Source organism: Solibacillus sp. CAU 1738 (assembly GCF_039888725.1).
Lineage (GTDB): Bacteria > Bacillota > Bacilli > Bacillales_A > Planococcaceae > Metasolibacillus.
Map to the genome: position 1 here is coordinate 321,833 of NZ_JBDQQN010000003.1, position 16,264 is coordinate 338,096.

A 16,264-nucleotide genomic window follows, 5' to 3' on the forward strand; every position below is an offset into this window, starting at 1 on the left:
AGAAAGTGGGAAACAACGTGGCAAAAAAGGCTGCAAAAACAAATGCAATTCGTTTAGTTGAACAACAAAAAATTCCATATGAAGTATATGAATATACGTCAGAGGATGGAAGTGCAGTAGATGGTGTGACGGTTGCCGCAAAAATAGGTCAGCCAATAGAGCATGTGTATAAAACTTTAATCGCAACAGCTGGAAAAGGGATTTACTATGTGTTTGTTATCCCGGTTGCAAAGGAGCTCGATTTAAAGGCTGCGGCAAAACTAGCAGGTGCGAAAAAGATTGACATGATTGCAGTAAAGGATCTTCTTGGCTTAACGGGCTATGTGCGTGGTGGCTGTTCACCAGTCGGTATGAAAAAATTATTCCCGACATTTATAGACGAGTCAGCACAAAGTTTAGAATACATCATTGTTAGTGCAGGGAAAATTGGGATGCAAATTCAGCTAGCACCTGAATCACTCATTCAAATGACAAAAGCAAAATACGGACTATTAACGGCTAACTAAAAGAAAGAAGGCAATTATATGAGAAAGAAATTAGCTTGGCAGTGGACGTTCTTCTTTGCCGGACTAATCGTCATGAGTTTAGGTATTTCAATGACGATTAAAGGAAGGATTTTTGGCGTTAGCCCATGGGATGTGCTGCATATAGGGTTATTTCAGCAGCTTGGACTTACTATCGGTACATGGTCCATTTTAACGGGACTATTCATTATTATTTGTTCGTCGCTTTATTTACGGCAATGGCCAAAGTTTGCTACATGGTTGAATATGATGTTAGTCGGTTTGTTTATCGACTTTTTTAACTGGCTATTGCCTGTATCAAATGTGCTAGCTATTGAAATTACATATTTTGTTTTAGGCTTTTTCGTACTTAGTATAGGGTGTGCATTTTATATTTCGGCAAGTGTTGGAGCAGGTCCGCGTGATACGATTATGATGATTATCGTGGAAAAATTCGGCGGCTCGGTACGTATGGCGCGTACGATAATGGAAGTGTTCGCCGTTTCAGGTGGTTGGTTGCTCGGCGGTCCAGTCGGTGTTGGAACAATTATACTTGCATTAGGTTCAGGGCAGATTATTCAAATGGCACTACCACTATTCAAAAAGCGTCTTGAGCAACTCGTGGGTGAGCCTGTACAACCATAATATGCTAATATGAACTTAATTAATGGGAGAGGAAGATATACATGTCAAAAAAATTACAAACGTTTTTAGATGAAAACTTAGAAGCTTTACGTGAGCAAGGTTTATATAATGAAATTGACCCAGTTGAAGGCGCAAACGGACCAATTATACGAGTGCGTGGCGAAAATTTAATTAATTTATCATCAAATAACTATTTAGGCTTAGCAACAAATGAAGAATTAAAGGAAGTAGCAAAAAAAGCGCTTGAAAAATATGGTGTCGGTGCCGGTGCAGTTCGTACGATAAATGGAACGCTCGACCTTCACGTGAAATTAGAAGAAAAATTAGCAGAATTTAAAGGAACAGAAGCAGCTATATCATATCAATCGGGCTTCAACTGTAATATGGCTGCCATTTCAGCAGTAATGGATAAAAACGATGCTATTTTATCGGATCAGCTAAACCATGCTTCTATTATTGATGGCTGCCGTTTATCAAAAGCGAAAATTATTGCCTACAATCACTCTGATATGAATGATTTACGTGAAAAGGCGAAAGAAGCTTCAGAATCAGGTTTATACAATAAAATTATGGTTATTACAGATGGCGTATTCTCAATGGACGGAGATATTGCTAAGCTACCTGAAATCGTAGAAATCGCAAAAGAATTCGATTTAATTACTTATGTCGATGATGCGCACGGTTCAGGTGTTACAGGTAAAGGGAAGGGCACAGTGAAGCATTTCGGCTTGGAAAATGAAATTGATTTCCAAATCGGGACATTATCAAAAGCAATCGGTGTTGTCGGTGGTTATGTAGCAGGTAAGAAAAATTTAATTGATTGGTTACGAGTAAGTTCTCGTCCATTCTTATTTTCTACGGCGCTTCCACCAGCAGATGTTGCTGCGATTACACGTGCTGTACAAATGATTATTGATTCGACAGAGCTACACGATAAATTATGGGATAACGGTGATTATTTAAAAGCAGGTTTGGCTAAACTAGGTTTTAATATCGGTAAATCTGAAACACCGATTACCCCATGTATTATCGGCGACGAAAAATTAACACAACAATTTTCGAAGCGTTTATTTGAAGAAGGCGTTTATGCAAAATCGATCGTATTCCCAACGGTACCTAAAGGAACGGGTCGCGTGCGCAATATGCCAACTGCGGCACACACGAAAGAAATGCTGGACGATGCTTTAAAGATTTACGCAAAAGTTGGCCGTGAGCTGGGGGTTATCCAATAATAAACAAAAGGAGCTTGTCATATTAGGCATTCCTTTTGTAGGAGGCTATCATAATGAGAAAAAAAATGGCAATGGCTCTTTTCGTACTACTCGCGGTATTTTTAGTTGCTTGTGGCAATAAAGAAAAGACAAACACAAACACAAACACAAACCCAGATACAAACACAGACACAAACACAATGACAGAACCGAATCAAAACCACAATGATGTCAATAATTTAACAGAGGGGCCTAATTTACCAACGGGGCTAAAGGCTGCGACAAATCCTAAATATCCGGTTGGTACAAAGGTGGTTTTAAAGGCCAAACATAAGCCAGGTATGGAAGGTGCAGAGGCAACAGTTGTCGCAGCTTATGATACAACAGCTTATGCAGTCACGTACAAGCCTGCATCAGGTCAACCTGAAGTGAAAAACCATAAATGGGTCATCCATGAAGAACTAAAAGATGTAAACAAAAAGCCGTATGCAGTTGGAGAAGAAGTAGTAATAGAGACCGACCATTTGGAAGGTATGAAAGGTGCAACTGCAAAAATCGAAGAGGCAAAACCAACGACAGTATATATGGTTGATTACAAATCTACAACTGGTGAAGAAGTAAAAAATCATAGATGGGTTACTGAAGACGAAATATCTGCAAAATAATAAACGGTGTAGCTGAACGGGTCCGGTTCAGTTACACCTTTTTTTTATTTATTTAATAATGCTTAACACAAAGCCATTAATTTGTTAAATTTGGCTACATATTGCCTACTTTAGGTCATACCTATTCTGCCATTAAGCTTTCTGAAATAGTTAGTCCTTCTTTGTTTTCAAGCAATGTCCAATCTTTTACTTTCTCCTTATTTAAAAATAGGAAAGATAAATGCGGCAATTGGCTTAAAGGCTGAATAGAGACTACATTAGTTTCACGAATATCTAACGAACTTAGTTTTTCTGCCATCTCTAGAAGTGATAGGTCCGATACATTTGTATAAGCCATTCGTAGCACTTCTAAATTTGGTAACGCCTTAATAAATTCAACGGAATTAATTGGATTACTATTTACATATAAGTTTTCAAGCTGACTAAATGCTTCAAACTGCTCTGTATTTTCTATATTGTTATTTGACACATTTAAGGTGCTTAGTGTTTGTAAGTCTTGAATAGCTGCGAGGGAAGATACATTGTTCTCTGAAATGTCTAATGACGTTAAATTTGTAAGTTCATTTAGTGCGGAAACATCTTGCAAATTGCTATTAATGATGGACAGACTCGTTACATTTTTCAGTGAACGGAGAGAATCTGTATTTTCTAGCTGGCTATTTATTAGTGATAATTCTTTTAAATTCGTCAATGATGAAAAATCAACATCATCAAGAGAATTTTCAACAATAGTTAAATACTGCAATTGGTTCAATGTATTAAGAAATGAAAGGCTATTCAATGGTACGTCAATAGATAATATCTCTAAATTTGGCATTGCTTTTAACGCTATTTCAATTGTAGGATCTTCTGCCTGTACATAAAACGCAGTTACTTTTTGGAAATCTTCATCATTTACAGCATTACTTGAACTTTTGCCTAATAGATCTGCAATGGATCGTTTAATATTGTTCGACACCTTGTCGGCTACACCACTCGACGTATTCGCTTGTTGAGTAGTTTCTTGTTCAACAGGTTCCGCCGGTGCTTGACAACCACTAATAATTACTACTAGTAGTAGAATAAGGCTAAATTTTTTCATTCTTAATTTCTCCTTTTCTAAAATTTTTTTAATTGGTTGTGATTTCAGTGATATTGCTACCTTTATAAAATAAAAAGTGAATTTATTAATATACCTCAATCATGCATGGTTAATTGAAGTATTATGCGTAATTTACTAAAAACGCCAATTATTATATTCTTCTTGTTCCAACTTCTCTTTTGTCGCTAATTTACTTCTGACTTAAATCATAAGCATATTCCGAATGAATTCGAAATTAACTAAATTTTGGTATATTTGCTCATGGATATTTCATGAGGTAGGTTTATAATAATATTTAACCGAACATAAGTTCTCTTTTTATGGAGGTAATGTCATGATAAAACGAATGGAAATAAAAAATCCTATCTTAAAATCTTTTTTAGCGGATAATGATCACTTTTCTTTGTACAAGCAGTATTATTTGACACCTCAAGAGCACATCAAAGAACAAATCAATGAAAAATTTGAAATTTATTATACTAAAGCTCGAGCTGTTTCTTATTTTTCTAAAACCATTCATTTTACGGCTCAGCATTTTGATAGAAAGAAGCGGTTATATAGTCATCGAAACGCATGTTTATTAGATCACCCTAGTAATGAGAACAACTCAAGTACAAGTAATTACTCTACATCTATGAAAGAACAAATAGAAGATGATACTGCAGCAAGTCGTTTTGACGAGCGTTTGTATGTCGAGTTAAAGGACTATATTCAAAACCCGCAATTGTTCCAAGCACTTCTTTTACTTAGTCCGCGGCAACAACAGATTTTGTATTTAATATTTGTTCACAATATGACAGACACAGAAATTAGCAAACGGCTAAAAGTGACACAGCAAGCTATTACAAAATCTAAAAATAGCGCTTTAAAGAAAGTGAGGCGATTCATAAGTGCCTGCGTATGAGCATTTGTTTAATTTTGTTAATAATTTAGGATTCCCGATTGTTGTTTCCCTCTATCTATTGCATCGTTTTGAACGAAAGATAGGAGAGCTCGAGCAAGCTATAAAAGGATTAATACAGGTCATTGAACCCTATAAATCTAAAAGCAAGGAGTGATGTAATGGATGAATAATTTATCACCATTAGAGCTGTTTGAGTTACTGAAGCCCAAAATACAAAAAGAGTTATTGCAAACTGATCAGCAAAATAGGGCAGATTTAGAACAGGAAATATTCTTGAAGATTCTAGAAGTTCTCAAAACAAAAGACTTTCATGAGATACCGACATTCTTTGAATTATTGGAAAAAGAACGTAACTTGAAATAACTCGAAATAATTTGAACTGTAAAATAGCTAGTCGTCATATTTCTTAGTAAATTTTTGTTATATAGATGGCTATCATTTGGCGGGGGCGGTACGTGCAGAATGAGCCTACAAAATGTGCGTAGTCTCATTCTTCACGTTCATACCGCACGTAAAGCCCGCCAAATAAAAGGTCTTATCACTTTGGAAAATATGGTTCCTACTTAATAGAAACTCTATAACAGTAGGTTCAGAAGGGAAATACATTATCGATCGCGCCTTACATGAAGCGCAAAAGCGAGTCGTATAAGACAGTACCACGCAGCTTATGCGTCTCGTGCGCTAGCGCAATTGCCTTTAGAAATATTTAGTTAGAATGCAAATTTCTATTATAGAATTTTGTATAAATTCACTTTTTCAGTAGCGTCATAAAATAACATGTAACGTTTTTTGGGGTTAATTCGTGAAAATAGATTTAAGTAAATAGTTGCCGTGAATGGATTCCCCTTTAATAAATGTAAACTCATAGCTTGCACTATGAATGCCTAAAATAATAATTATTGAATCGCCTTCTACGCTGTAACCTCTATAGTCGAAGTTTTTATAATCAAAATCTTTTATTAAAGCGTCCTCATAGCCATCTGCACCAATTGAGTTATAGTATAGTGTGTTACCGGTAGTATTTATTTCAACCGAGGTATCGCTAATCTCGGTAAGGTACGTATAATCTAGCTCTATCATGGCGTTTATTATTTTGAATGTAAGATTTAATGCTTCACGGAATTGATCATGGAACTGTAATTGTTCATCTGACCACACATTAATACCTTGCTCGACTCCTTGCGCGGTTGCTTCACTATTCGGACTTTGTGTTTTGATGATTTCTCCATCAGTTGAAGAAAGCTGCTGTTTATCGTCTGTATTTGATAGTAAATATAAGGCGGTGAATCCAATAATCATTAACAATAAAACGAATGCAGGTGTTAGTTTTTTGAAGATACTAAACACTCCCTTGTGTTTTTTCTTCACGCCATACATAATTCGGTTTTTTAAATGATCATTAAATAGTTTTTCTTCCCCAATGAATTCAGAGATACTATCTTTGATTTTCTTTTCATCCATATTCTTCACCGACTTTACTAGATATTTTAATTTTTAATCGTTCTTTTGCGCGTTTTAAGCGCGTTTTGACAGTGCTAGGGGAGATTTCTAAAATCTTCGCAATTTCTTCAATTCTATATTCTTTGTAATAATAGAAAACAATGACTTCTCGGTATTTTAAAGGAAGGGACAGTATTTGTTCGCCGAGTAGATATTGCTCTGTTTTTTCTATTACTTCTGATTCCGCAGATTTTTCTAGTCGGAGATGCTGTTGTTTATTTGTAAAGAATAGATTCTTAAAGGACCAACTTCTAAAGTAGTCGTGGCATCGATTTACCGTCATTCGATACAAATACGTTTGATAAGACGCATCCCCGCGAAATTCCTCTTTTTTCTCAAAAGCCTTAATAAATACATCTTGCACAATATCTTCAGCTACTTGATGATTTTTCACATATGTAAATGCGAGCCGCATAAGTGATTCACCGTAGCGTTCCATTAATTTTTCAAAATTCAGAAGGGCATGTTCACCAGAATTGGACACCCATAACACCACCTTTACTCATTAGACGGAACAAGTTGAGCATTAGATTCAAAAAAATTAACAGTAAAAAGTTTTTTGGTTTATCACCGTAATTTGGGTTGATTTCCGTTCCAGTTGGGCGCTTTCCGGGGGGCGTCCGATGAGCCGCTTCCCTCGCAAGCTCAGTCCAGGATCTCGGGCCAACATGATGTTGGTCACGAAGGCGTTGTCACAGGACGTGACGTTTCTAGCCTTCGTTCCTTTTTGACGCTAATCCCCCAGGAGTCGCCCAACTTCCACTCCAATCTACACGCACTATATTAAATAATTGGTCATCCCAGACTTTTAGTGATGAACTTTTTGTAAAAACTATTTTTATTAGTATTTAAAATGCAAAAACGGGGCTGTCGTTATGAGACAGCCTCCGTATGATTGATTTTTTTTATAGGTGGTAATTTTGCCACAACTCTCGATCAATAAATATTTTGTAACCAGCTAATGAGAAAAGGGAAGAGAAAGTTCGAAATAGTCAAACATCAACAGTATAATAAAAGAAATCTTTTCAATAAAATGTCTATAGGATGTGGGAACATGAAAATCGGATGCATTCAATTAAACGTACGATTCGGCAAAGTGGATGAAAACTTTGAGCGAGCAGAAAGCTTTATTCGTAAAGCAGCAGAAAGCGGAGCAGAAATCATCGTGCTACCTGAAATGTGGAATACAGGTTATGCACTACAAAAATTAACAGAGCTCGCAGATGTCGATGGTGAGCGAACAAAAACATTTTTAAGCAAACTAGCAAAAGAACTTTCAATACATATCGTTGGCGGTTCTGTTGCAGTTCGCCGCGACGAAAAGTTTTACAATACGATGTACACATACAATAAAGAAGGGCAGCTTGTTAGTGAATATAGCAAAGCACATTTATTCCGTTTAATGGATGAGCATTTATATTTGCAAGCGGGTGATGATATGAATCGTTTTGCATTAGGGGATATCGAGGCAGCTGGTGTTATTTGCTACGATATTCGTTTTCCTGAATGGCTACGGGCGCACGCACTACAAGGCGCGAAAGTATTATTTATACCTGCGCAATGGCCAACGCTGCGCATCGACCACTGGAAAACGTTACTACAAGCCCGCGCTATTGAAAATCAGTGCTTCGTAATTGCTGTCAATCGTATTGCCAATAAGGTTGAAAATTTCAACGGGCAGTCAATGATTATCCAGCCTTGGGGTGAAGTGTTATGGACAGGCGCAGAAGATGAAGAATTAGCTATTATCGACGTTGATTTTTCGATTGTCGATGAAATACGCACGCGAATACCTGTCTATGAGGATCGAAGACCAAATTTATATGAAGAAGTTGTAAGTGAATGATTTTGAGCCGTCTCTATTACATGAGACGGCTTATTTTTTCGCATAATATAATAAACAAATAGAGGATTTACGTATATTTTGATAAATCCGAAATTTATTGTTGTCTTTTTAAAAAGAACATCATATAATAAGTTCGATAAAAACCCTTTAAATAAAGGGTTTAACGACGTTTCGTTGTATTTTTGGGGTGTACATTTGTGTTGTGACAGAGGAGGGTACTGGGAATGAAAAAAATTATGGTAACGGGAGCGTTAGGCCAAATTGGTTCAGAATTAGTTGTGAAGCTACGAGAAATTTATGGGCATGATGCGGTGTTAGCAACTGATATTCGAAAAATTGAGCATGCAACGGGGCCGTTTGAAGTACTGGATGTAACAGATGGTAAACGTATGTACGAATTAGCAAAAGATTTCGGTGCAGATACAATGATTCATATGGCGGCGCTACTTTCAGCGACAGCCGAAAAAAATCCGGTATTTGCATGGAATTTAAATATGGGTGGTTTAATGAACGCACTTGAAGTAGCACGCGAGCAAAACTTGCAATTTTTTACGCCAAGTTCGATTGGTGCTTTCGGTCCGTCAACGCCTAAGGACAACACCCCGCAAGACACTTTACAACGTCCAACAACGATGTACGGTGTAAATAAAGTAGCGGGTGAATTACTATGCGATTATTATTTCACTCGTTTTGGTGTAGATACGCGCGGAGTACGATTCCCTGGTCTTATTTCATACGTGACAGCGCCGGGTGGAGGTACGACAGATTATGCTGTGGATATTTATTACAAAGCAATTGAACAGGGCGAGTATACATCTTATATTGCAGAGGGTACGTATATGGATATGATGTATATGCCAGATGCACTACAAGCTATTGTGGATTTAATGGAAGCAGATGGAGACAAGTTAATTCATCGTAATGCATTTAATATTTCGGCTATGAGCTTCGAGCCTTCACAAATTGCAGCGGAAATTAAAAAGCACATTTCAAACTTTACTCTAAAGTATGATGTTGATCCTGTGCGTCAAACGATTGCAGATAGCTGGCCAAATGCTATTGATTCTTCTGCGGCTATTGCTGAGTGGGGTTTTAAAGCAGAGTACGATTTAGAAAAAATGACAAAAGATATGCTTGAAAAATTGAAAAGAAAATAGATAAATAATGACTTCATCAGAAGAAGAGGGGATGTTCTAATTTCTAGACCATCCTTGCTCTTGTGCATAAAAGGACTGTTCCGTCAGTATTTACTTGCGAAAGCAGTCCTGCTTACTGTTAAGACTTCACATTTTTCGTAGCAGCAACGAGTGATTCAATCGTAGCCCAATTATTGCTTGTTAATGCATCGACAATTTTACTGCCTACGATGACACCATCACTAAATGCGGAGAATTTTTCAATATGCTCTTGCGTAGATATACCGAAGCCTGCCAATACAGGAATTGAACTCGCTATTTTTAGTTTTGCAAAATGCTTTTCGAGTTCGCCTGCAAAGTCCGTGCGTGCACCCGTTATGCCGTTTACTGTGATTGCATAAATAAAGCCTTCACTGGCAGCGGCCAGTTTTGCAATTCGTTCAGCGGGGCTCGTTAAAGAAATGAGCTGCACAAGGGCGATTTTTTCACGCTGTAGCGCAGGATAGATAATATTGCGCTCCTCAAGCGGCATATCCGGTACAATCACGCCGTGAATATGAGCTTTAGCAGCATCATGTGCAAATGCTTCTGCACCATACGCAAGAATAGGATTTAAATACGTCATGGCAATAAGCGGCACTGTAATTTCATCCGCAAAGCTTGTTAAAGTAGCGAGTACTGATTTTAATGTCGTACCGTTTTGTAACGCACGTTTCCCAGCAAGCTCAATCGTCGGTCCATCTGCTACCGGATCAGTAAAAGGAATACCGACTTCAATAGCAGTTACACCTATTTGTTGAAGGCGAAGAATAGTTGGTTTTAATGTGTCGAGCCCCCCATCACCAGCCATAATATAAGGAATAAATGCTTTATCCCCAAGCGCTACTACCTTTTGAATAGCCGTTACTAGCATTTACTTACACCTCCCATTGCATCGATTAATGTGTGCACATCTTTATCTCCACGTCCTGAGAGGCAAACAACGATTACTTTATCACTAGCCATTTTTGTCGCTAACTGAGAAGCAAAATAAATCGCATGTGCACTTTCTAATGCAGGTAAAATGCCTTCCGTTTCACATAATAGTTTTACACCGAGCAATGCTTCTGCATCTGTAACTGATTCATAAACAGCACGCTTTATATCATTTAAATAGCAATGTTCTGGTCCGACACCAGGGTAGTCGAGTCCTGCTGAAATTGAATGAGCCTCTTGTATAAAGCCATTTTTATCTTGTAATAAATACATATACGCACCATGCAGGACGCCCGTTTGACCGCCGTGGATGGCTGCCGCGTGTTTACCTGTTGCAACACCAGCACCAGCCGCTTCTACGCCGAATAACGAAACATTTGCATCCTCAACGAAAGGGTAGAACATGCCTATTGCATTACTACCTCCACCGATACAAGCAATAACGGTATCCGGTAGGCGATTTTCCTGTTGTACAATTTGTGCGCGTGTTTCATCACCAATGACACGCTGGAAATCACGTACAATTGTCGGGAACGGGTGAGGACCTAGTGCCGAGCCTAATATATAATGTGTATCTTCAATATGCGTTACCCAGTGGCGAAGTGCTTCGTTTACGGCATCTTTTAATGTCGCAGAGCCTTTTTCTACACCGATTACCTTTGTGCCGAGTAGCTCCATTCGAAAGACATTCAGTGCTTGGCGTTTTACATCCTCTGCCCCCATATAAACGATGCACTCTAGATCGAGAAGGGCGCATGCTGTTGCTGTTGCGACACCGTGCTGACCGGCCCCTGTTTCGGCAACAATTTTTTTCTTACCCATACGCTTTGCAAGTAACGCTTGGCCGAGCGCATTATTAATTTTATGGGCACCTGTATGGTTTAAATCTTCGCGTTTTAAATAAATTTTTGCACCACCACATTTTGCTGTTAAACGTTCTGCAAAATAAAGAGGTGTTTCGCGGCCAACATATTGTTTTAAATAGTAGTTTAATTCCACTATGAAAGCAGGGTCATTTTTTGCTTCCTCATATGCTTGCTCCAGTTCCATTAGGGGAGTCATTAAAGTTTCAGGTACAAATTGACCGCCGTATGTACCGAAACGTCCTTTTGCTGTTATCATGAAATCGCTCCTTTTGCTGCTTTTATGAATGCCTCAATTAATGTATGATCTTTCTTACTGTTTACTTCTACACCGCTAGATACATCAACAGCAGCAGGGGATATGAGTGTAACAGCTGCTGCAACATTATCTGCACGTAGTCCACCTGCTATCATCACTTTTTTCCGAGGGATATTTACTTCTTCTAGTAGATTCCAATCAAATGTCTGACCGCTACCACCGCGGAAATCTGTGCCAGGTGAATCAAATAAGTAATAGTCCACATCGAATGTTGCCGCACGTTTCACATCTTCAACCTTTCGAATAGAAAATGCTTTAATAGAAGGAAGTCCGATTTTTTGAATTAGCTCATTCGTTTCATCACCGTGATATTGGATATAATCAAGTGGTACCTTACTCGCAATTTCCTGTATGCGTTCGGGCTCTTCATTTACAAATACGCCGACAGTTTTTACAACCTCTGGAATGTACTGCGCTAAAAGGTTTGCCTCCTCAATCGAAATTTCACGTTTACTTGGCGCAAAGACGAATCCGACAAAATCCGCACCGCACTTCACAGCTGTTTCGACATGCTCCGGTGTTTTCAAACCGCAAATTTTTACTTTTGTCACTATATTTCGCCAACTTTCACAAATGAAATTTGGAGTGCTTGTAAATCAGCGGTAACGTCTCTACTACGCATAAGTGATTCGCCGACTAGCACAGCTTTTGCCCCTGCTTTTGCGACACGAAGGGCATCATCTGCATTCCAAATACCACTTTCACTTATAAAGGCAACATCACTGCGATTTAGATGACAAGCAATTTCCTCAGTATGCGCTAAATCAACTTCGAATGTTTTTAAATTCCGATTGTTGACGCCGATTATTTTTGCATTAATTTGTAATGCGCGCTGCAGTTCTAACACATCATGCACTTCGACTAATACATCTAGCCCAAGCCCACTCGCATAAGCGTGTAAGTCAGCGAGCTCCTCATCAGTTAATGCCGCTACAATTAATAGTACAACAGAAGATCCAGCTGCTTTCGCATAATCAATTTGTACTTTGTGGATAATGAAATCTTTGCACAGTACTGGAATAGTGACCGCCTGTGCGACTGCATGTAAATCTGTAAAAGAGCCTTTAAAATACTTGCTATCTGTTAATACCGATATACATGCCGCACCTGCTGCTTCATACGTTTGCGCTTGTGCGACTGGGTCGATATGTGTCGCAATATCACCTTTAGAAGGGGAAGCGCGTTTCATTTCCGCTATGACTTGTAGGCGGTCTGTACATATTAGGTGATCGTAAAGGGAAGGGCGTGTTGTCGTTTCAGCAAATTGCGGTTTCGCTTGAAGTAAGCTTTGTAATTCCGTTTTTTTATGTTCAAGTATTGTATTTAAAATTGTCATTTTGCACCTGTCTTCTGCTGTGAATAGTCCACAACCGCATTTAGTTTTTGAAGGGCACGACCTGAGAAAATGCTATCGCGTGCCATATCAATACCGTCTTTTATCGTCTTAGCTAAGCCATACGCAAAAAAGCCGATGCCTGCATTTAATAGAACCGTGTCGAAATACGCACTTTGTTTACCGTTCAATAAATCACGCATAATGTGAGCATTTTCGACTGCGTTACCACCTCGAATAGCAGAGAGGGGAGCAGGAGCTAAACCAACATCCTCTGCGCGTAACTTGAACGGTATAATATCACCATCATCGAGTAAGACAAATGTGTTTTCACCTTCTAAAGATGCTTCGTCCATCCCTTGTGCACCAGAAACAACGATAGCCCTCTCTCGACCGAGCATGTGCAGTACTTCCGCATAATCAGTCGTAAAATTAGGACGGTTAATGCCGACAAATTGTGTTTTCAGTGGAACTGGATTTGTTAGTGGTCCTGCCAAATTAAAAATTGTCGGTTGGCCAATTGCTTGTCGCATTTCACCGATACGTTTTAATTTTGGATGCATATTAGGTGCATGCAAAAAGGCAATCCCTTCTGTTGCAAGTAGCTCCGTCGTTTCTTCAAGCGAGGAAAGTAAACCGATTCCTAATGCTTCTAATACATCTGAGCTACCGGATGCACTCGATACTTTACGATTGCCGTGCTTAGCAACAAGCAGTCCACCACCAGCTAATACAAAAGCGGCTGTCGTACTAATATTGAAACTCTGCAATCCGTCGCCCCCTGTCCCGCAGTTGTCGATATAAATACCATCTGGGACATCAACCCGTACGGCATTATTACGCATAACACTCGCTAGTCCAGCTACTTCATGGGCTGTTTCTCCTTTTTCACTAAGTGCAACTAAAAAGTCAGCAATATCTTCTTTCGGTGTATCGTCATTAAAAATGAGATTTGCCGCTTCAACCATTTCAACAAAAACGAGATGTTCTCTACTTTTTACACGAGCGGTATAATGCTGTAATGTCATAGTGCTCCACCTTTCTTCGCTGTAGTAGCAGTCAGTGTCATCGTATTTTGGGCATTTGTAAAATCGATTTGTCCGTTAAAGCCAATGTAGCCGAGCAAGTTTGGTACGGCAGTCGCTGCTTGCATTACTGTGTCGATGGCGTGTAATGTCGGTAAGAGTGTTCCTTCAATAACCGTTTCAATCGTTGTTGTAACAATTTCGTCCTTCACGTTTAGAAGGCTTTCCGCAGATGCACCAATTAGTGTTTCTTCTGCGAGCTCAATATAGTATAAATAGGCAGCTGGCTGTTGTACGCGGAAATCACGATAAAAGGCGAATGGGTCCCCAAAAAACTCTGCTTGCCGTTGTACAAAATCACCTATTGTATAGGTGCTGTGTTGTGCCACTTCGCCCTGCGTAATTTGTCGAATAAGCGCGTCCAAATCAGGTGATTGCTGCTCTGCTTCAATATTTGTATGCACAAGAATTAGCTCATCTTTTACATGATCAAAAATTACGACTGTATTATACACTTGAAACAGTACATTTCCGTCCTTTATAAACCCAATTGCACCACCTGTAAAAGGGTATTCAGTATGCTGTGAAATACGGGGCATTGCTCGCTTTAATGACTGTATTAAATCTCCTTCATAGGAGTATGTTGTGCCAGTTGGATGAGAGATTTCTGTTAGTGTTGTGCCACTACCGGAATACGTTTTGCGTGGGTTAACACCGATAAATGAATAGCGGCCTGCTGTTTCATGCTTAGCCGAGCTTTCAAGTAAAAATTTTTGCTTACCTTGCAGGCGGTTGAAAATTAAAACTGGTGTTAAACAATCGCCATTTACTTTTCGCATTGTAGTACGTGAAGTTTTTTGCATACTTGCTCCTCCTGTAACTGTGTCATTTTCAAACAAAAAAAAGCCCCCTGCAAAAGGAAAAATCCTTTCGCAGAGGACGATCAAGACCGCGTTGCCACCTCAAATTGAAGCATATATGCTCCCACTCAAATCCCTTGTAACGGGGGGAATCCGTCCGCTAACTTTTGCTAGCAGCTCTCATAAGGCCCATTCACGAATTGAAAATGACGCGTTTGCACCAACCACACGCTCTCTAAACATTTAGCAATCGCTACTATTCTTATTCATCAATTTTTCTCAGCTCAAACTAGTCTCGTCTCACTTTACTCATACGGTGGCCACGCTCCCGCAACCAACTTCCGTTCCCGAACAAAGATGTAGTGCCATTGTATAAGGTACGGAATGATATGTCAATATATTCAGAAAATAAGTTATGGAGGAAAGTGCAATTATACATCCGACAAAGTGTTCCAGCGATTACTTGTAGCCAAGAAATCTGCGCTGGAGAGAAAAATAATAAAATGTTTTCAGACGTAAAGGCGATTGTCTCAACAAATAAAAAAACCGAATGCGACATGCATTCGGTTGAAAAATTTTAAATTAAATTTTTGAAATTTAGTCGGCTGTTTAGTAAATACATAATTGGTGCACCAACCGCTAATACGGCGAACTCACCAAGTGCGACAAACAACCATGTTTCCCAGAACGGAAATTCTAAAACTAAATGTAATTGGAACGCGATAATAAACATTGTAAATGTAAAAAGGAACGTATTAATAATTAAACGAGCCCAAATATTTTTTACAAACTTGCAAATAAGAATAAAAATTCCTAATGTAATTACCGTATGTCCAACACCAAATAGTAAATCTAGCGGACCGACTGAAGAAAATAAAAAGTTTGAAATGAAAACCCCTAGTACAACGCCAACCATATAGCGTGGATTGAAGGCAATCAAATGATTAAAAATCTCGGCAATCCTAAATTGGACTTGCCCAAAACTGATAGGTGCAACAAGCATTGTAATCGCGATATATAATGCCGCAATAATCGCACTTGTTGCTAAAAATTTAACTTTCATATGCAATTCCTCCTAGTTTTTTATCGTGGGATGGTTGCGAACCACGTGAAGCGAGTTCAATAATAGCAATAAACATAAGCATTTGTAAATGGTAATGTGTAAAATATGTGTAAAATCATAAATTCGTTGAAATGTTTACAGTATTATTTTCGACATGTGTATGGGCGTAATGGATCGATTGAAATTTCATTTATTTTTTCGTTTTTATGCAGACTTCTCCCTTGGTGCGATTTCGTTTTAAAAAATAGGGTTTACAGTTTTTCGATTTGTAAGGTCTGAATTCGGGTCAGTACGCCTGAAATGAACGTGGTATAGACAAAGCTAGACTATAATTT

19 protein-coding genes, 1 riboswitch and 1 other annotated feature are annotated in these 16,264 nt (G+C 38.7%); of the genes, 9 read left to right on the forward strand and 10 right to left on the reverse strand.

Going from position 1 to position 16,264, the window contains the following annotated elements; translation table 11 throughout:
• Positions 1–17 precede the first annotated feature (17 nt).
• The 4 genes from ybaK to AAFN87_RS11075 are packed head-to-tail and all read left to right on the forward strand — an operon-like array spanning position 18 to position 3,024.
• The gene (gene ybaK / locus AAFN87_RS11060; protein WP_347791122.1) at positions 18–506 is read left to right on the forward strand and encodes a Cys-tRNA(Pro) deacylase; all 489 of its coding nucleotides are present in this window, start codon (positions 18–20) and stop codon (positions 504–506) included.
• Positions 507–524: 18 nt separating this feature from the next.
• Positions 525–1,148: a YczE/YyaS/YitT family protein gene (locus tag AAFN87_RS11065; protein WP_347791123.1), complete on the forward strand. Its 624-nt coding sequence runs from the start codon at positions 525–527 to the stop codon at positions 1,146–1,148.
• A 41-nt stretch (positions 1,149–1,189) separates the two neighbouring features.
• Complete coding sequence (locus AAFN87_RS11070) at positions 1,190–2,380, forward strand: glycine C-acetyltransferase (RefSeq protein WP_347791124.1); 1,191 nt, start codon at positions 1,190–1,192, stop codon at positions 2,378–2,380.
• Positions 2,381–2,433: 53 nt separating this feature from the next.
• The gene (locus AAFN87_RS11075; RefSeq protein WP_347791125.1) at positions 2,434–3,024 is read left to right on the forward strand and encodes a DUF1541 domain-containing protein; all 591 of its coding nucleotides are present in this window, start codon (positions 2,434–2,436) and stop codon (positions 3,022–3,024) included.
• 121 nt (positions 3,025–3,145) lie between these two features.
• On the opposite strand, the gene AAFN87_RS11080 is transcribed toward AAFN87_RS11075, so the two are convergent.
• Positions 3,146–4,105 carry a leucine-rich repeat domain-containing protein gene (locus AAFN87_RS11080; RefSeq protein WP_347791126.1) on the reverse strand — a complete coding sequence of 320 codons (960 nt, stop codon included), beginning with the start codon at positions 4,103–4,105 and terminating at the stop codon, positions 3,146–3,148.
• 334 nt (positions 4,106–4,439) lie between these two features.
• On the opposite strand from AAFN87_RS11080, the gene AAFN87_RS11085 reads away from it, so the two are divergent.
• Genes AAFN87_RS11085 through AAFN87_RS11095 form a run of 3 tightly spaced genes read left to right on the forward strand, consistent with a single transcriptional unit; the run spans position 4,440 to position 5,372 of the window.
• A complete protein-coding gene (locus AAFN87_RS11085) occupies positions 4,440–5,009 on the forward strand; it encodes a sigma factor-like helix-turn-helix DNA-binding protein (protein ID WP_347791127.1) in 570 nt (189 codons plus the stop codon).
• Positions 4,996–5,163, forward strand: a complete 168-nt coding sequence (locus AAFN87_RS11090) for a YvrJ family protein (RefSeq protein ID WP_347791128.1) — start codon at positions 4,996–4,998, stop codon at positions 5,161–5,163. Before AAFN87_RS11085 ends, AAFN87_RS11090 begins: the two co-directional genes overlap by 14 nt.
• Positions 5,164–5,171: 8 nt before the next feature.
• Positions 5,172–5,372: a hypothetical protein gene (locus tag AAFN87_RS11095; protein ID WP_347791129.1), complete on the forward strand. Its 201-nt coding sequence runs from the start codon at positions 5,172–5,174 to the stop codon at positions 5,370–5,372.
• Positions 5,373–5,804: 432 nt separating this feature from the next.
• Here AAFN87_RS11095 and AAFN87_RS11100 read toward each other — a convergent pair whose 3' ends face one another.
• Entirely contained in the window at positions 5,805–6,470 is a 666-nt protein-coding gene (locus AAFN87_RS11100; RefSeq protein WP_347791130.1) for a hypothetical protein, read from the reverse strand.
• On the reverse strand, positions 6,463–6,993 hold the full coding sequence (locus tag AAFN87_RS11105; protein ID WP_347791131.1) for a sigma-70 family RNA polymerase sigma factor: 531 nt from the start codon (positions 6,991–6,993) through the stop codon (positions 6,463–6,465). The genes AAFN87_RS11100 and AAFN87_RS11105 overlap by 8 nt, the downstream gene beginning before the upstream one ends.
• 570 nt (positions 6,994–7,563) lie before the next feature.
• On the opposite strand from AAFN87_RS11105, the gene AAFN87_RS11110 reads away from it, so the two are divergent.
• Together AAFN87_RS11110 and AAFN87_RS11115 are read left to right on the forward strand one after the other, a co-directional pair.
• Positions 7,564–8,355, forward strand: coding sequence for a carbon-nitrogen family hydrolase (locus AAFN87_RS11110; RefSeq protein WP_347791132.1), 792 nt, complete (start codon positions 7,564–7,566; stop codon positions 8,353–8,355).
• A 224-nt stretch (positions 8,356–8,579) separates the two neighbouring features.
• Entirely contained in the window at positions 8,580–9,512 is a 933-nt protein-coding gene (locus AAFN87_RS11115; protein WP_347791133.1) for an L-threonine 3-dehydrogenase, read from the forward strand.
• Between the two features lie 118 nt (positions 9,513–9,630).
• Here AAFN87_RS11115 and trpA read toward each other — a convergent pair whose 3' ends face one another.
• The 7 genes from trpA to AAFN87_RS11150 form a co-directional block, all read right to left on the reverse strand.
• The gene (trpA, locus tag AAFN87_RS11120) at positions 9,631–10,404 is read right to left on the reverse strand and encodes a tryptophan synthase subunit alpha (protein ID WP_347791134.1); all 774 of its coding nucleotides are present in this window, start codon (positions 10,402–10,404) and stop codon (positions 9,631–9,633) included.
• Positions 10,398–11,588 (reverse strand): tryptophan synthase subunit beta, encoded by a 1,191-nt coding sequence (trpB, locus tag AAFN87_RS11125; protein ID WP_347791135.1) that lies wholly within the window; start codon positions 11,586–11,588, stop codon positions 10,398–10,400. The genes trpA and trpB overlap by 7 nt, the downstream gene beginning before the upstream one ends.
• Positions 11,585–12,199, reverse strand: coding sequence for a phosphoribosylanthranilate isomerase (locus AAFN87_RS11130; RefSeq protein ID WP_347791136.1), 615 nt, complete (start codon positions 12,197–12,199; stop codon positions 11,585–11,587). Before AAFN87_RS11130 ends, trpB begins: the two co-directional genes overlap by 4 nt.
• A complete protein-coding gene (gene trpC, locus AAFN87_RS11135; RefSeq protein WP_347791137.1) occupies positions 12,199–12,984 on the reverse strand; it encodes an indole-3-glycerol phosphate synthase TrpC in 786 nt (261 codons plus the stop codon). Before trpC ends, AAFN87_RS11130 begins: the two co-directional genes overlap by 1 nt.
• Positions 12,981–14,009 (reverse strand): anthranilate phosphoribosyltransferase, encoded by a 1,029-nt coding sequence (trpD, locus tag AAFN87_RS11140; protein WP_347791138.1) that lies wholly within the window; start codon positions 14,007–14,009, stop codon positions 12,981–12,983. Before trpD ends, trpC begins: the two co-directional genes overlap by 4 nt.
• Positions 14,006–14,869, reverse strand: a complete 864-nt coding sequence (locus tag AAFN87_RS11145) for a chorismate-binding protein (RefSeq protein ID WP_347791139.1) — start codon at positions 14,867–14,869, stop codon at positions 14,006–14,008. The genes trpD and AAFN87_RS11145 overlap by 4 nt, the downstream gene beginning before the upstream one ends.
• A 69-nt stretch (positions 14,870–14,938) precedes the next feature.
• Positions 14,939–15,145 (reverse strand) — a binding site (T-box leader).
• Between the two features lie 298 nt (positions 15,146–15,443).
• Positions 15,444–15,929, reverse strand: a complete 486-nt coding sequence (locus AAFN87_RS11150; protein WP_347791140.1) for a QueT transporter family protein — start codon at positions 15,927–15,929, stop codon at positions 15,444–15,446.
• A gap of 6 nt (positions 15,930–15,935) precedes the next feature.
• A riboswitch (PreQ1 riboswitch) is annotated at positions 15,936–15,980 on the reverse strand.
• Between the last annotated feature and the right edge of the window lie 284 nt (positions 15,981–16,264).

Bases quoted from the DNA above. Each gene is read 5' to 3' on its own strand.
- AAFN87_RS11065 (WP_347791123.1), top strand. From the start codon at position 525: ATGAGAAAGAAATTAGCTTGGCAGTGGACGTTCTTCTTTGCCGGACTA.
- AAFN87_RS11070 (WP_347791124.1), top strand. From the start codon at position 1,190: ATGTCAAAAAAATTACAAACGTTTTTAGATGAAAACTTAGAAGCTTTA.
- AAFN87_RS11075 (WP_347791125.1), top strand. From the start codon at position 2,434: ATGAGAAAAAAAATGGCAATGGCTCTTTTCGTACTACTCGCGGTATTT.
- AAFN87_RS11080 (WP_347791126.1), bottom strand. From the start codon at position 4,105: ATGAAAAAATTTAGCCTTATTCTACTACTAGTAGTAATTATTAGTGGT.
- AAFN87_RS11085 (WP_347791127.1), top strand. From the start codon at position 4,440: ATGATAAAACGAATGGAAATAAAAAATCCTATCTTAAAATCTTTTTTA.
- AAFN87_RS11095 (WP_347791129.1), top strand. From the start codon at position 5,172: ATGAATAATTTATCACCATTAGAGCTGTTTGAGTTACTGAAGCCCAAA.
- AAFN87_RS11100 (WP_347791130.1), bottom strand. From the start codon at position 6,470: ATGGATGAAAAGAAAATCAAAGATAGTATCTCTGAATTCATTGGGGAA.
- AAFN87_RS11110 (WP_347791132.1), top strand. From the start codon at position 7,564: ATGAAAATCGGATGCATTCAATTAAACGTACGATTCGGCAAAGTGGAT.
- AAFN87_RS11115 (WP_347791133.1), top strand. From the start codon at position 8,580: ATGAAAAAAATTATGGTAACGGGAGCGTTAGGCCAAATTGGTTCAGAA.
- trpA (WP_347791134.1), bottom strand. From the start codon at position 10,404: ATGCTAGTAACGGCTATTCAAAAGGTAGTAGCGCTTGGGGATAAAGCA.
- trpB (WP_347791135.1), bottom strand. From the start codon at position 11,588: ATGATAACAGCAAAAGGACGTTTCGGTACATACGGCGGTCAATTTGTA.
- trpC (WP_347791137.1), bottom strand. From the start codon at position 12,984: ATGACAATTTTAAATACAATACTTGAACATAAAAAAACGGAATTACAA.
- trpD (WP_347791138.1), bottom strand. From the start codon at position 14,009: ATGACATTACAGCATTATACCGCTCGTGTAAAAAGTAGAGAACATCTC.
- AAFN87_RS11145 (WP_347791139.1), bottom strand. From the start codon at position 14,869: ATGCAAAAAACTTCACGTACTACAATGCGAAAAGTAAATGGCGATTGT.
- AAFN87_RS11150 (WP_347791140.1), bottom strand. From the start codon at position 15,929: ATGAAAGTTAAATTTTTAGCAACAAGTGCGATTATTGCGGCATTATAT.